We start from the raw sequence: 14,692 nt of genomic DNA, 5'->3' as shown, positions 1-14,692 counted from the left end.
TAAATACCTTTTGAGGATATCGATAAAAAGCGAACAATATTATTAATATAATACACACCTATCGATATTTACGGTATGATAAATCATTCCAAAAAAGAATCAAACACCGACCAATAAAAACCTAATTGGCATTCATAATACTTATAGTAATAAAACAAACTATGGATTTCACTTTATTACCTTAAAGCACTAACATTAATAGTTAATACAACAATTTACGTTATAAATTTATTACTCTTTTATTGAGCAGCGATGACTTAATAACCTTAATGTGAAGTGATTCAAGTAAAAAATTAACACTATTTTCATCAAACCGTTATGATGAAACATCTTTACCCTTTTTAAACTGCAAGCGCACATAACGTTATGACATTACCTAAATCCTCATTAGCACTTATCACCTGTTCACTTTGCTTTCTTACTGCTTGTGAAACAACGGTAAATGCATCACCGCAGCCAAAGACGCTCTCAAAACAACCTCTGATATCTAAAACAGTGGCTAAACCATCCGTTACACCTATTTCAAAAACTGAACTAAACAAAGAACAAGATATGATCAACTTCGCACGTAAGTATCTTGGTACAAAGTATGTGTGGGGTGGTACAACACCTAAAGGTTTTGATTGCTCTGGTTTCATTAAATATGTTTATAACAAGTACGATATTTCAATACCTCGTACCACTGCGGCTTACCCTAGTCTTTATAATAAAAAAGTATCACTAAAACATGCCAAAGTAGGCGACCTCATCGTTTTTACAGGAACAAATCCAAGAATTCGTAAACCAGGTCATGCCGGTATTATTACTGAAGTGGGTAAAAATACATTGAAATTTGTTCATAGCTCTTCATCTAAAAAACACTTTGGTGTAACTGAGACCGACTATTATAAAAGTGGTTATCCAAAGCGTTATTTAACAGTGATCAAAATGTAGAGAAAATAATCGAGCAACTCAGCGATAAAGGAGCATCATGCTCCCTTTTTCTGTAATCATTTCTTTACGCTGTAAGATTTCCTAAAATTCTCATCATCTAGCCCTACTCCCAGAAACTTTGTATTATTTAGAAAAATAACAGTGTTTGCTAGCGATATGCTTATCGCACTCCAATAGTCATTCTCTGTATGGTATGTCTAAGTCGGTCACTTAATACATACCTAGAATAAGGGGCTGAAAGATCGGTCAATCTATCAGCCCCAAGTTTTGTGATTATGCTTGATTTAAATAACTTGCGCTCCAATCAAGAACAAACCAAAGCCAAAACAAACCATCATTGCAATTTGCCCACCTCCAACTTCGTAATACGCATCATTACTTATTGCTGTTTGTGTCTTACCATCAGCTTTTCTCAAGTTAAGAGCCATCATCATAGGGATAAACACTGCAATAAACACCATGATTAAGCCCGCATAACTTAATACGGCTAAAAATTTATCTGCAGCAAATATGGCGCCTAACAATGGAAGAATAAAGGTTAAAACATACGTCACCGCACGATTTTGTTTAAATAAATCAATATTTTGGTCAAATAATGAAAGCGCAACACCAAAGAATGAAGTCAGCAGTGCAAGTCCTGTAAATAATGAAAGAATGACATGGATGCCTTCAAAACGAGTTGCCAGTACATTAATTAACTCGGAAACATTATTGAACTGTGTTAACTGTTCGTAAGATAAACTTCCCACAACAGCGTAAAGCCAAAGTAAGTAACACACCAATGGGATGAGAGAACCCAATAAAACCATATTACGTAATTGAGCATGTGTGGCTTTGTCGTTATAAGACACTAAGGATGGAATAACAGGGAAAAATCCAAAACTGGTGAACAGAACTGCACTTGTTTTAATTAAATCAATATTATTGTCATTTGAAGCTGTGAAGAAATGCGTCAATGTCATATTAGGGACAAGAGCAAAAAGGGTAATAATAAGCACTACTAGCATTAAGAGGAACAGCACTCGATTAAGCTTATCAATCACACCAGTACCAGCTGCGACAATACCACCAGCAATAACAGCAAACAGAATTTGACTTTGAACTAACGAGATATCTAAACCTAAATTCAGTATCATTTTATGGACTAAATCACCGGCACCAATGATGTAAGCCATTAATAAACAGATTAATAGTGCGTATAACAATCCATTAGTGATTAACTGTCCACCCTTTCCTAATGATTGCTTCGCGATAGTATTCATACCTAAACCACCACGAACTTTAATACTGGCTTCAAGTAATAATAACGCTGAGTACGTAGTTCCGCTCCAAATAATCAACATTAAAATTGTGCCTGACAATAAGCCAAACTGAGCCAATACCATTGGAATAGCGAGCATTCCTGCACCAAGTGCCGTACCCGCAATAATCAGCGAGCTACCTATTAATTTTAAATTCACACAATACCCTTACTTTATATATGCAACACAAAGCCTCAGCTTATGGCTGCTCATTATCAAATGATTTTTAATCTTTAGATTGGCGGCTAATTAATAGCCGTGACTAAATCGAGATGAATATAAAGATAGGTTCGAAAAGACAGCCAACGAGCATTGTCGCTGAACTTGATGAATAGAAAAGTTACACAACATTAATCGTACTCCAAAAACGATATTAATAATGATGAGTGGTCATGATGCTTCATTTCGGTCAAAACGAACATCGCTCATCTGTTGCCATACTAAAACACATTTCTAAAGAATGAAATAATAGATTATATCCTCAGACCAGCAATCTGCTTATATAAGCCTTCAGTGCTTATTAACTAAAGGCTCATAGAGTGCTTTAACGAGATTAATACTAAGAAGGATGGTTTATTCACCCCATGTGCTTTTCTGAAGCAAGACTAACGAGAGTTAAGCTGTTAAATGAGCCTGGTTTTACAGCAATCAAGCTACCATCGCCAAACTGAATCCCATCAAAGAACTGAGAGCCCCATTTCACACGCTTAAAAGTGTGCATAACGCGCTTTTGAATATACGGTTTCTAAGGCGTTCAAAGCACCTTCACGCTTTACTTGCTCTTGAATTGCTTTACTTAATAATTTATCAGCAATAAGCATCGTTGCCTCCTACAAAAATAACCGCGCTTTCCATATTCGCTCATTTCTTTTTACCAAACACACTAAGATATGCAAGGGTACATTTAGCAATTTTTACTTTTTTTAATTAGCTGCTTAAATTTTGCGCACAAAAAAGCCCAGAACTTTTGTCTGAGCTTTACGTTAAATATGATGATTAATTGGTATTTACACCGTGAATGAACCTTCATTATGCTTTGGGTTTGGACCAAATCGGTTATCACCTGGCTTGCTGTCTTGTACCATGAAATAGAGAAGCACTAAAATACCAACAATCGGAACAAACATGATCAGTGCCCACCAACCAGTACGATCTTGATCATGCAAACGACGCACAATCACGGCAATATTAGGAATAACAATAAACAGTGAATATAGTGCAGCTAATACTCCGTAACCATCCCCAATTGATGGTAGACCTAAAACACTATCGGCAAACCCCAATGCCATACTGATCAAAGCGCTAAAGAGTGTAAAAAACCAAAACTCTTTTCGGCGTGAACGACCATTAAACTGCGCATATTTTTTTAAAACAGCAAGATACCAATCCATTTTTCTTCCTTTAGTCCGATATTTCAAAGCTAATAAGCCTCTTACACAAAATGTATTCCTTTTCATAACTATAGCCAAGCAATTTTAACTACCTCTTTGTTGTGAGAAAGCTCAAAAATAAAAATGACATTCAATTTGTATTCTATTTAGACTGTGAGTGACTTAGTAAAGCCTAAAAAAACATGCACCTTGTTTTTAACATTTATTCACTTTATCTCGCATTATTATTTTTACTCACTTTCGAGGAATTTTAACTGCAATAGGGATAGACAATGCAAAAGACACTTATTACCTGTGCGTTAGCCGTCGCCTTTAGCACATCGCATGCTCATGCAGCAGATTGTTCTAATATGGCTGAATGGCTGGCAGATATAGCCTATAGTGGCGGTAGCCAAGTCCAACAAGACAATAACATATATAATGCAAATTGGTGGTCTCAAGGCAATCAGCCATCGAGCCACTCAGGCCCTTGGCAAGAATGGACATTTGTTGATAGCTGCACGAGCAGTGGAAATCAAGCTCCTTCCGTGACACTACTCTCACCGCTTAACAATGCACAATTAACTGTGCAAACAGGTATTACGCTGGCTGCCAACGCAAGTGATAAAGATGGTTCTATCCAACATGTTGAGTTTTTCATAAACCAACAATCTATTGCAATTGTCGATACAGCCCCATACCAAATTAACTGGACAACGGTGCTTGGCGACCACGCTATTACTGCCACAGCAACGGATAATGAAAATGCCACTACAACAGATGTTGTGAATATTAGTGTCGTTTCAGCGAGTGAAAACCTTGCGCCAAGTATTTCAATTAGTTCACCAACATCTGATACCACTATCTCTGAAGGCGATACGGTAACGATCACAGCCAATGCCGAAGATAAAGATGGCTCAGTCACTCAGGTAGAGTTCTTTGTTGATAACCAACTAATCGCAACAAGTTCTTCTGCTCCATTCACTGCACAATGGACGTCAACGGCTGGTAATCATCAAATTACAGCCAAAGCAACAGATAATGAAAATAGTACAACTACGTCAAGCGCGATAACTCTCACTGTTGATAACGTTATTGTTGGTGGTGGTTGTGGTGATATTCCAACCTTTAAATCTGGTACTGATTATCTAACTGGCGATTTAGTAAAGAGTAATAATCATAAATACCGATGTGACGTCGCAGGTTGGTGTTCATCATCATCTGATTGGGCTTATAAGCCTGGTGAGGGACAGTATTGGACAGATGCATGGACAGATTTAGGAATTTGCGCCATTGCTCCTGACGTTAAGATCACCTCTCTTAATGCTCAGCAAACGGTATTAGCAGGAACAACTCTGACGATTGATGCTGATGCTACTGATGCCGATGGTACTATCGAACAAGTCAGTTTCTATGCTAACGAACAACTTATTGACACCGATCTCACAGCCCCTTATAGCACACAGTGGTTAGCATCAGATTTAGGTAATACCACAATTAAAGCCGTTGCCACTGATAATGAAGCGAACACGAATGAAGCTAGCGCCACGGTTACTGTAAGCGATCAGGCTCTTGTCACTAGCTTAACATCTCCAAGTAGTGGCTCTATTGTCACACTAGGTAAATCACTCACCCTTTCTGCAACAGCGACGGCACTAACAGGTGATGTTCGACAAGTTGATTTCATTATTAACGGCAATGTTGTTGCAACCGATAAGACTGCACCTTACAGCAGTTCTTGGACGGCGCAATCTGCAGGTAATTACACTGTCACAGCCCTCTCTACGAATGGTAACGGTGAAACCGCACTATCAACCGCAGCAAGTGTAAAAGTGCAAGAGCCGATTGAGACTCAACATAACTTAATTGGCTATTGGCATAACTTCGTTAATGGCTCTGGCTGTCCGATTCGTCTTCGTGATATCTCGCCAGCTTGGGATATTATCGATATCGCATTTGCTGATAATGACCGCAACAGCGACGGTACTGTTCACTTTAATTTATACAACGGTGACATTCGCAGTAGTTGTGAACCGCTTAATCCACAACAATTTAAAGATGATGTTCGTGAATTACGCGCACAAGGTAAAATCATCGTTCTTTCTCTTGGTGGTGCTGAAGGAACTATCACTTTAAATAACGATGCAGACCAAGCAAACTTTGTCTCAAGCTTGACCGATATTATTAATGAATGGGGATTTGACGGGCTAGATATTGATTTAGAAAGTGGATCGAACTTACTTCATGGTACAGAGATCCAAGCTCGTTTACCTGTTGCGTTAAAACAAATAGAAGCCAACATTGGTGGTGATATGTATTTAACCATGGCACCAGAACATCCTTATGTTCAAGGCGGTATGATTGCTTACTCAGGAATTTGGGGCGCTTACATCCCGATGATAAATGAGTTACGTGACATGCTAAACCTGCTGCATGTACAGCTATATAACAACGGTGGCTTAGCAAATCCATATACGTCAGGAGTAGCCCCTGAAGGATCGGTTGATATGATGGTGGCTTCAGTCAAAATGTTAGTAGAAGGGTTTGAACTGGCAGATGGCAGTCAATTTTCACCACTTCGCGATGATCAAGTTGCGATAGGCTTGCCGTCAGGATCAAGTTCCGCGAATTCTGGACAAGCACCAACACAAAATATTATTGATGCACTAGATTGTGTAACCAAAGGCAGTAGCTGTGGCTCGGTAGTACCGACTAAGCTTTATCCTAACTTTGGGGGTGTAATGACCTGGTCAATAAACTGGGATGTTCATGATGGCTTTAATTTCTCTGGTCCTATCGGAGATAAGCTTCAACAAATGAATAGCCAACGTTAACCCGTAAACATGATAAGCAAACGCCAAGATTGCTACTAATGCATCTTGGCGTTTTTTTGAAATAAGGAAAATCAATTAATAGCGCTTAATTCGAACTACTTTCATCGTTTCAATCTCAAATCCTGCCACATTCATCACTTCAGGGTAATACGTCATATTCACCTTACAGCCATTTAAGGTTTTATATTTTTTCTTTCGCTTAAATTTAAATGGAACATCGTAACCTTCAATCATCAAAGTATGCAGGATCCACTCACCTTCTTCTCGCTGAGTATGTGAGCGAACTTTCAATCCATCGCTATGAATGAGTTCAGCATGTTTTGCTACAAGCTTATCCACATCAGATTTCATGATATTCGTTTCCTTTTATTATTTAATCGCGACTTGAAACAACATATACAAAAACAGAGAGCCAAAGCTCTCTGTTTTGTTCAACTCTACTCTTCATATATTACTATGAAAGAGGAATAAATAAACCTGCCAGTGTCGCACTCATTAAGTTTGCAAGTGTTGCGGCAAAAATAGCTTTCATACCTAAGCGAGCAATCTCAGGACGACGTTGTGGGACAATACCCCCTAAACCGCCCATTAACATTGCAATTGAGGTTAAGTTAGCAAAACCACACAATGCAAAGGTCACAATCGCTTGGGAGTGTTCGCTTAATTTAGCTACAGTTTCAGGCTTCATTAAATCAGCGAATGCAATAAATTCGTTTACCGCAATTTTAGTACCAATCAAACTGGCAGCCGTTGTTGCCTCTGACCACGGCACACCAATTAACCACGCAACAGGCGCAAATAGATAACCAAAGATCATATCAAGGCTTAGTTGATGTAAACCATCCCAGTTAAAGCCTAACCACTGACCAACAGAGGCTAACCAGTTACCAATATGACCTAAGCCACCATTCACAAGCGCAATTAAGCTGATAACCGCCAGTAAGCTTGCGCCGACTGCCATTGCAATTTGTAAACCACTTAACGCACCACGAGATGCTGCATCAACCATATTTACCGGTTCGTCTTCTTCACCATCGTCTTCTTCTTCCATGGTGTGAACACCTTCAGTTTGAGGAACAAGCAATTTTGCCATCATCAAACCTGCAGGCGCAGACATAAAGCTTGCCGCGATTAAATACTTAAGTTCAACACCTAAACCTGCGTAGCCAACCATAGTACCACCAGCAACAGATGCTAAACCGCCAACCATTACTGCGAATAATTCTGAACGTGTCATTCGAGACAGAAATGGTCGAACAACTAGAGGGGCTTCTACAGAACCCACAAAAATATTAGCCGTTGCTGACATTGATTCTGTACGTGTTGTGCCCAATAATTTTTGTAATAGACCACCAATACTACTGATCACCCATTTCATAACGCCTAAATAATACAGTACAGAGATCAACGCAGAGAAAAACACAATTGAAGGCAAAACGTTAACAGCGAAAATGAAACCCAATTTAAATTGTGCTAATTGACCAAAAAGAAATTCCGTACCTTCATGGCCATATTCAAGGATACCTGACACAGCACCGGATACGCTGTTTAAAACTACACGACCAATAGGAATATATAAAATGAAGCCAGCAAAAATAACTTGAATACAAAATGCACCCAACACGCTGCGCCAATTAATTGCACGACGATTTTCTGAAAATAAAAAACCAACGGAAAAAATAACAATAATGCCTAAGATGCCGACCAAATAATGCATGGTCATTCTCCAATGTGTAGTAGTAAACGATTGCGGGGGGATTCTATTGAGAAATAAAAATGTGACAAGGATCAAATTGTTATTGGATTTAACAATTGAGAAACAAAAAACACAGAAAATGAGTATTTTTCAAGCTAAGCAAACGAAATGCGTTTGATTGGTTCCTATAGGGGATACTATTGTTTCCATAGTTTACAATCAGGAACGTTTAAAACAGCGTTTAGCTAACCGTTTGCGTCACGCTGCTGTTTTTTACATCATATGATTGGTGAAAATAAAGACTTACTAGCAGAAATAGTTTAATGACTCATTAAAGCTGACATGAGATATTCCCTAACTCAATATGTTCACGAATAAACTCAATAAAAAGATTAACCTTCGATGGTAAATACTTATGACGAGGATAAACAGCATACAATGGCATATGTTGTGTTAACTGCCAATTCGGCATTAACCGAATTAATTTACCTTGGCGGATCTCATCTTTTAATAAATACGTCGCTAAGTACCCAATACCATTACCAGAAATGGTTGCATCACGTATCGCATCAGCAGAGTCCACTCGATAATTGCCAGTTACCTTCACATGTTGTTCTTCATTACCTAGACTAAAGTTCCAAATATTGTCTTTACGCTCACGACTAAAATACGTAATACAGTTGTGATGTTGTAAATCATCAGGATGATAAGGCACACCATGCTTTGCTAAATAATCAGGGCTCGCGACTAAAACGAAATCACAATTTGTTAAGTGGCGAGCAACAAAACCTTCAGGAGGAGAATCCATAAAACCTATCCATAAGTCTAATTGCTCTGAGATCAAATCAACACGATGATCAAATAAGCTAAGTTCAAGGTCAACTAATGGGTTTTGTTCATGAAACTCATTGATATAAGGCGCCACATGATTTGAAGCAAATGACTGGGCAATACCCACTCGTAACGATCCTTGCTGGCTATCACCAAATATCAACAGTTCACTTTCTGCTTCATTAATTTCATCGACAACGGTTTCACAATGTTTCGCAAAAATTCTCCCCGATTCCGTTAACGCAAAAGATCGTGTTGTACGCTGTACTAGCTGTACTCCAAGACGTTCCTCTAATTGTTGAACCAGTTTACTCACTTGGGTACGCGAAATTTCCAGTAATTGAGCAGCCCTTGTAAAACTCTTCTGCTTGGTTAGAGCATTAAACACCACCATCTGCTGCGCTTTTTTTAACATCGATAGCCTTTATTAACATAAAAAGTCTGTTTGGGAAGTAATTACAATTTAACTGTCCATTACAATAGCTCATTTTACTATAGATAAAGTGTCAAACAACTTTCTGATATATCGTCTTCAATTCACTTCATAAATAAGCTTCTATCAAGCAACGATTAAGTACGACATATCGAAACATTCAACTTTCGAGCAAGTAAATAGGTGAAAAATCGCTCACACCCAGCTCAAACTATATAGATTAACTCATAACAACAAGATACCAAATAGCAATAAAATGCATCCACCGCTTTAATATCATTAAATTAAAGCTCTAATTAATCCCTATTAAGTATTTATGACAACATTCATAGAGTCTTCAAAGTTCTGAAACATAAGTGTCATAAAACTTTCTTAACCTTTGTCACGTTCATTTAAATCTACAGTAATAAGCAACCACGAAGGACTAGGGAAATGAAAACAAAGATTATCGGTGCAATCGCTTTAGCAGGAACAATGGTAGCTAGCTCTGCAGCAATTGCAGGTGAAACTATCTCTGTTGTAGGTTCAAGCTCAGTAACACCGCTTATGGAAGTTTTTGGTGAGACTTACGCGAAAGCAAACGACGTAACAGTAGAAGTTCAAGGCCCAGGTTCATCAGCAGGCATTCGTACTGCACACGATGGCTCAGCCGACTTTGGTATGTCTTCTCGTGCACTTAAAGCATCAGAAGAAGCGCCAGAAGTAAAAGAAGTAGTTATTGCTCGTGACGGTATCGCTGTTGTTGTTAATAACAACAACTCTGTCTCAGACCTAACAAAAGAGCAAGTTGCAAAAATCTATAAAGGTGAAGTAACTAACTGGAAACAAGTTGGCGGTGAAGATAAGCCAATCGTTGTTGCTACACGTGATACAGCATCAGGTACCCGTGGTGCTTTTGAAGACATCATGAAACTAAAGAAAGAAATCAATGGCGTAAAAGTTTCAGCTATTTCACAAAAAGCACAAGTTGCAAGTGGTAATGGTCAGCTGAAAACAACAGTTGCAAACAACCCATTTGCTATTGGTTATATCTCTTTAGGTTCAGTAGATAACACTGTTAAACCGCTAGCTATCGACGGTCACCAACCATCTGTTGCTGCAATCAAATCTGGTGACTACACAGTTCAGCGTCCTTTCCTTGTTGTTTACAAAGAAGGTCGTCCATCAGCTGAAGCTCTAAAATTCCTATCTTGGATGAAAACAGCAGACGCACAAAAAATTGTTGAAAACAAAGGCTTCATCTCTACACATTAATTAGTATTTTACGCTCAGCTCATTAGGGCTGAGCGTGTTTTTGTTTGTCAGTAACTGGTCACTTTTGTACTGGTTCTGGAGTAAGTAATGACCATCGCGAATATTGAAAAAACAGCAAAGAACACTTCTTCGCTAAAATCAAAAAAACGAATTGATTGGCGAGAAATATTCTTTAAAAATCTATTTATGTTAAGTGCCGCTATCGGCATATTATCTCTAGTTACCATTGGCTACTTTATTTTCCGCGAAGGTTATGCAGCCTTTGCTCAAGCTGGTGTAGCAGGTATCGTTCTTGGTACTGATTGGTTACCACCAGCGCTATATGGTATCGCACCAATGATTGTCGCATCACTCGTTTCAACGGCTGGTGCTGTCGTGTTAGGTGTACCCATTGGTGTTTTAACTGCTATTTTTATCGCAGAAGTAGCCCCAAAACGTCTAGCCGATTTAATTCGTCCAATGATCGAACTATTAGCTGGTATTCCTTCTGTAGTTTATGGTTTCTTTGGCTTAGTTATTATCGTGCCTCTTATCCAAGAAGTGTTTAATGTCCCTGCCGGTAACACTATTCTGGCCGGTATCATCGTGCTTTCAGTAATGATCTTACCAACAGTTATTACGGTATCTGAAACCTCTATCCGCGCTGTACCTCGTGCTTATAAAGAAGGGTCTTTAGCATTGGGAGCATCATCGATGTTCACCATTTTCAAACTGCTGGTTCCGGCAGCTCGCTCAGGCATCATGACTGGCGTCATCTTAGGTGTTGCTCGTGCTCTAGGTGAAACGATGGCTATCATCATGGTGATGGGTAACTCCCCTGCTATGCCTGAAGGTTTATTAGAGTCTGCACGTACTTTAACAGCGAATATTGCAATCGAAATGTCTTACGCAACCGGTATTCACGCCAGTGCATTGTACGCTACAGGTATTGTCCTTCTGGTTTTCATCATGATGCTAAACGGTGCGCTTTTATTTTTAAACCGTGAGCGTGCGAGGTAATAGTTATGTCATTAACAGCAAATACATCGGCATTGGCTAAAGCCAATCCTAAAGCACAAAAACGTAAAGATCAGATCGCTTTATCTTTAATTTGGTTATCAGCAGGTATTACGGTTGGTTTTTTACTTTGGGTTATTTGGTACATTTTAAGTAATGGTCTAGCCCATGTTAATTGGTCCTTTATTACTTCTGGCTACACCACGATTGGTAAAGAGTCAGGAATTTGGCCAATGATCGTCTCAACTATCTATATGGTTATTGCTTCTATTTCAGTTGCAGCACCATTAGGTATTATGACGGCTATCTACTTAACCGAATACGCAAAAGTAGGCAGTCGTTTAGTTAAAGTCATTCGATTCTGTACAGAATCACTCGCCGGTATTCCATCAATTATTTATGGTTTATTTGGTATGACATTCTTCGTTGTGGTTATGGGTTTTGGCTATTCAATTTTATCAGGCGCATTAACACTCAGTATTTTGATTCTGCCTGTTATTATTCGAACCACAGAAGAAGCACTAATGGCTGTTCCTCAAACCTACCGTGAAGGTTCATATGGTTTAGGCGCATCTAAAATTTACACCATCTGGCGACTTATTCTTCCTAGCGCAATGCCAGGAATTGTAACTGCTATCATCCTCAGTGTCGGTCGTGTTATTGGCGAATCCGCACCGGTATTTATGACCGCAGGTATGGTTGCACGTATACCTGAAAGTGTTTTCGACTCTGGTCGAACGCTTACCGTGCACCTTTATAAGTTAACCCAAGAACTTTACACCGTTCATGAATGGAATCAGGCATACGGTACTGCCACTGTTCTTATTGTAATTGTTCTTATCATTAACTTAATTACCAAACTAATTGCTAGCCGTTTCAACACTGCGACTTACTAATTCTGAGGAAGATAAAATGAATAAATTTAATATTGAAAACCTAGATCTTTACTACGGTCAGAACCAAGCACTAAAACAAATTAACTTACCTATTCCAAATCGTCAGGTAACGGCTCTTATTGGTCCATCAGGTTGTGGTAAATCTACCCTACTTCGTTGCCTTAACCGCATGAATGATCTTATTGAAGGCGTAAGCATCAAAGGTTCACTGACCATGGATAGCGAAGATGTTTATGGCAATATTGATGTGGCTCAACTGCGTATTAAAGTCGGCATGGTATTTCAAAAGCCAAATCCGTTTCCAATGAGTATTTATGAAAACGTTGCTTATGGTCTTCGAGCGCAAGGTGTTAAAGATAAAAAAACCCTTGATGAGATTGTAGAGCAATCGCTTCGTGGTGCAGCATTATGGGAAGAAGTAAAAGATCGCTTGAAATCACATGCCTTTGGTTTATCTGGTGGTCAGCAACAACGTTTATGTATTGCACGTACAATCGCAATGAAACCTGAAGTTATTTTGATGGATGAACCAACATCCGCACTTGATCCTATTGCGACCAAGAAAATTGAAGATTTAATGGAGTCACTGAAGAAAGATTTCACCATTGTTATCGTTACTCACTCAATGCAGCAAGCACGTCGTATCTCTGATCGTACTGCATTCTTCCTTATGGGTGAATTAGTTGAACATGATGAAACGCAAAACCTGTTTACTAACCCTCAAGATGATCGCACTCGTGGTTATGTAAATGGTGATTTTGGTTAATTAATAGAATTTAATTAACGTTCTTCCTCTTCGCATTTTTTAGAATAATAATAGCGATGGTACTTTTGCCTCTTCCTTGTGAAGAGGCTTTTTTGTTTATGTTGCATTTGGAATACTTGTTTTAATATCTTAAACATGTATCATTGATACATGTTTAAGAAAGAGCGAGTAGTCCAATGTCAGATTTTGCTTTAACACACAGAGAAACCAATAAATTTTCTGAACGCCTAGCGTATAAAATCACACAGCTTCTCAAGTATTCTCTTAATATTTTCTATGGAAAAAAATACGCTAAACGTGCAGTGATTTTAGAAACTATTGCCGCAGTACCAGGTATGGTTGCTGGTATGTTTAACCATTTAAAAGCCCTTCGCCGAATGAAAGATGATGAGGGTTGGATCAAAGAGTTATTAAGTGAAGCAGATAATGAACGTATGCACTTAATGATCTTTTTAGACATCGCTAAACCAAGCTGGGTTGAACGTGGACTCGTATTATTAGGACAAGCCGTTTTCATCTGTGTGTACAGTATTATTTACCTCACTTCATCCAAAATTGCACACCGTGTCGTGGGATACTTTGAAGAGGAAGCTTGTAAAAGCTATACCGAATTTTTAGAAAAAATTGATAGTGGTGAACTTGAAAATGTCGCAGCGCCACAAATTGCAATTAACTACTATGAGTTACATGATGATGCAAAACTGCGAGATGTTGTATTAAGAATCAGAGAAGATGAAGCTAAACATCGCGATCGCAATCATAACTTTGCTGATTGTTATCAAAACAAAGAGTTACCTGCTCACCAAGCCTAATCAAGAACAAATATTGGAGAGAACTTATGCCATCGATTCCTAATAGCTTTGTTAACTATAAATCAACCTCAATATTTAATCGTGACACTGTGCCGAAAATGTTAGTTCATGAGCACAACACTCGTGAAGGTGTATACGGAAAAATTAGTGTTATATCTGGGACTCTAAAATTTTATGGCTTTACTGAAAGGCGGGGAGAAATCGAACAAGAAGTTGTTGTTCAAGCAAACGACTCACTCATCAGCCCGCCTCAATATTGGCATAAAGTTGAGTTAATGACGCCTGATACACAATTTCAAGTACATTTCTATGCTGACAAAGACAGTGAGATAGTGCGCCAGAACTTAAATGAACGTTCATAATAAGATCATTATCAAACCACGATAAACAACCAATTATCGTGGTTTTTATCTATATTACATATAGTTAAATTTTAAATCTAACTATAATACCCCAAATTATAACTTCCAATTTTCTAACAATCTGCATTAAAACTAATATATAATCTGCGCCTATTTTTATAGCCAGCAAAAAATTACATAATTTAAAATGTACACTATGGCTTTTCTT

14 protein-coding genes are annotated in these 14,692 nt (G+C 38.5%); 8 read left to right on the top strand and 6 right to left on the bottom strand.

Annotation, left to right across the window (positions count from 1 at the left end; genetic code table 11):
* The first annotated feature begins 366 nt into the window (after positions 1–366).
* Complete coding sequence (locus tag SKA34_RS09675; protein ID WP_006645339.1) at positions 367–933, top strand: C40 family peptidase; 567 nt, start codon at positions 367–369, stop codon at positions 931–933.
* A 284-nt stretch (positions 934–1,217) separates the two neighbouring features.
* Here SKA34_RS09675 and SKA34_RS09670 read toward each other — a convergent pair whose 3' ends face one another.
* The 3 genes from SKA34_RS09670 to SKA34_RS09660 form a co-directional block, all read right to left on the bottom strand.
* Positions 1,218–2,393, bottom strand: coding sequence for an amino acid permease (locus tag SKA34_RS09670; RefSeq protein ID WP_006645338.1), 1,176 nt, complete (start codon positions 2,391–2,393; stop codon positions 1,218–1,220).
* 418 nt (positions 2,394–2,811) lie between these two features.
* Positions 2,812–2,955: a hypothetical protein gene (locus SKA34_RS23610; RefSeq protein WP_006645337.1), complete on the bottom strand. Its 144-nt coding sequence runs from the start codon at positions 2,953–2,955 to the stop codon at positions 2,812–2,814.
* A 286-nt stretch (positions 2,956–3,241) separates the two neighbouring features.
* Complete coding sequence (locus SKA34_RS09660) at positions 3,242–3,625, bottom strand: DUF805 domain-containing protein (protein WP_006645335.1); 384 nt, start codon at positions 3,623–3,625, stop codon at positions 3,242–3,244.
* A 272-nt stretch (positions 3,626–3,897) separates the two neighbouring features.
* On the opposite strand from SKA34_RS09660, the gene SKA34_RS09655 reads away from it, so the two are divergent.
* The gene (locus SKA34_RS09655) at positions 3,898–6,438 is read left to right on the top strand and encodes an Ig-like domain-containing protein (RefSeq protein ID WP_006645334.1); all 2,541 of its coding nucleotides are present in this window, start codon (positions 3,898–3,900) and stop codon (positions 6,436–6,438) included.
* Between the two features lie 75 nt (positions 6,439–6,513).
* Here SKA34_RS09655 and SKA34_RS09650 read toward each other — a convergent pair whose 3' ends face one another.
* From SKA34_RS09650 to SKA34_RS09640, 3 genes are all read right to left on the bottom strand, one after another.
* A complete protein-coding gene (locus SKA34_RS09650; RefSeq protein WP_006645333.1) occupies positions 6,514–6,789 on the bottom strand; it encodes a hypothetical protein in 276 nt (91 codons plus the stop codon).
* A gap of 103 nt (positions 6,790–6,892) precedes the next feature.
* Positions 6,893–8,155 carry a NupC/NupG family nucleoside CNT transporter gene (locus SKA34_RS09645; protein WP_006645332.1) on the bottom strand — a complete coding sequence of 421 codons (1,263 nt, stop codon included), beginning with the start codon at positions 8,153–8,155 and terminating at the stop codon, positions 6,893–6,895.
* 310 nt (positions 8,156–8,465) lie between these two features.
* Positions 8,466–9,380 (bottom strand): LysR family transcriptional regulator, encoded by a 915-nt coding sequence (locus SKA34_RS09640; RefSeq protein ID WP_006645330.1) that lies wholly within the window; start codon positions 9,378–9,380, stop codon positions 8,466–8,468.
* Positions 9,381–9,830: 450 nt separating this feature from the next.
* Between SKA34_RS09640 and SKA34_RS09635 the strand changes: the two genes are divergently transcribed.
* From SKA34_RS09635 to SKA34_RS09610, 6 genes are all read left to right on the top strand, one after another.
* Complete coding sequence (locus SKA34_RS09635; RefSeq protein WP_006645329.1) at positions 9,831–10,652, top strand: phosphate ABC transporter substrate-binding protein; 822 nt, start codon at positions 9,831–9,833, stop codon at positions 10,650–10,652.
* 87 nt (positions 10,653–10,739) lie between these two features.
* Entirely contained in the window at positions 10,740–11,651 is a 912-nt protein-coding gene (pstC, locus tag SKA34_RS09630; protein ID WP_006645328.1) for a phosphate ABC transporter permease subunit PstC, read from the top strand.
* A 5-nt stretch (positions 11,652–11,656) separates the two neighbouring features.
* A complete protein-coding gene (pstA, locus tag SKA34_RS09625) occupies positions 11,657–12,544 on the top strand; it encodes a phosphate ABC transporter permease PstA (protein WP_006645327.1) in 888 nt (295 codons plus the stop codon).
* Positions 12,545–12,560: 16 nt separating this feature from the next.
* Complete coding sequence (gene pstB, locus SKA34_RS09620) at positions 12,561–13,310, top strand: phosphate ABC transporter ATP-binding protein PstB (protein ID WP_006645326.1); 750 nt, start codon at positions 12,561–12,563, stop codon at positions 13,308–13,310.
* 176 nt (positions 13,311–13,486) lie between these two features.
* The gene (locus SKA34_RS09615) at positions 13,487–14,122 is read left to right on the top strand and encodes an alternative oxidase (protein ID WP_006645325.1); all 636 of its coding nucleotides are present in this window, start codon (positions 13,487–13,489) and stop codon (positions 14,120–14,122) included.
* 26 nt (positions 14,123–14,148) lie between these two features.
* A complete protein-coding gene (locus tag SKA34_RS09610; protein ID WP_006645324.1) occupies positions 14,149–14,484 on the top strand; it encodes a DUF1971 domain-containing protein in 336 nt (111 codons plus the stop codon).
* Positions 14,485–14,692: the final 208 nt, after the last annotated feature.

Origin of the sequence: Photobacterium sp. SKA34, from assembly GCF_000153325.1 — a bacterium.
Taxonomy (GTDB): Bacteria; Pseudomonadota; Gammaproteobacteria; order Enterobacterales; family Vibrionaceae; genus Photobacterium.
The sequence above is the reverse complement of the archived record's forward strand: the minus strand, read 5'-3'. Positions and strand labels throughout refer to the sequence as shown.

Excerpts from the sequence above, each read along its gene's own strand:
- pstB (WP_006645326.1), top strand. The coding sequence starts at position 12,561 with ATGAATAAATTTAATATTGAAAACCTAGATCTTTACTACGGTCAGAAC.
- SKA34_RS09655 (WP_006645334.1), top strand. The coding sequence starts at position 3,898 with ATGCAAAAGACACTTATTACCTGTGCGTTAGCCGTCGCCTTTAGCACA.
- pstC (WP_006645328.1), top strand. The coding sequence starts at position 10,740 with ATGACCATCGCGAATATTGAAAAAACAGCAAAGAACACTTCTTCGCTA.
- pstA (WP_006645327.1), top strand. The coding sequence starts at position 11,657 with ATGTCATTAACAGCAAATACATCGGCATTGGCTAAAGCCAATCCTAAA.
- SKA34_RS09635 (WP_006645329.1), top strand. The coding sequence starts at position 9,831 with ATGAAAACAAAGATTATCGGTGCAATCGCTTTAGCAGGAACAATGGTA.
- SKA34_RS09660 (WP_006645335.1), bottom strand. The coding sequence starts at position 3,625 with ATGGATTGGTATCTTGCTGTTTTAAAAAAATATGCGCAGTTTAATGGT.
- SKA34_RS09675 (WP_006645339.1), top strand. The coding sequence starts at position 367 with ATGACATTACCTAAATCCTCATTAGCACTTATCACCTGTTCACTTTGC.
- SKA34_RS09645 (WP_006645332.1), bottom strand. The coding sequence starts at position 8,155 with ATGCATTATTTGGTCGGCATCTTAGGCATTATTGTTATTTTTTCCGTT.
- SKA34_RS09615 (WP_006645325.1), top strand. The coding sequence starts at position 13,487 with ATGTCAGATTTTGCTTTAACACACAGAGAAACCAATAAATTTTCTGAA.
- SKA34_RS09650 (WP_006645333.1), bottom strand. The coding sequence starts at position 6,789 with ATGAAATCTGATGTGGATAAGCTTGTAGCAAAACATGCTGAACTCATT.
- SKA34_RS09640 (WP_006645330.1), bottom strand. The coding sequence starts at position 9,380 with ATGTTAAAAAAAGCGCAGCAGATGGTGGTGTTTAATGCTCTAACCAAG.
- SKA34_RS09610 (WP_006645324.1), top strand. The coding sequence starts at position 14,149 with ATGCCATCGATTCCTAATAGCTTTGTTAACTATAAATCAACCTCAATA.
- SKA34_RS23610 (WP_006645337.1), bottom strand. The coding sequence starts at position 2,955 with ATGCACACTTTTAAGCGTGTGAAATGGGGCTCTCAGTTCTTTGATGGG.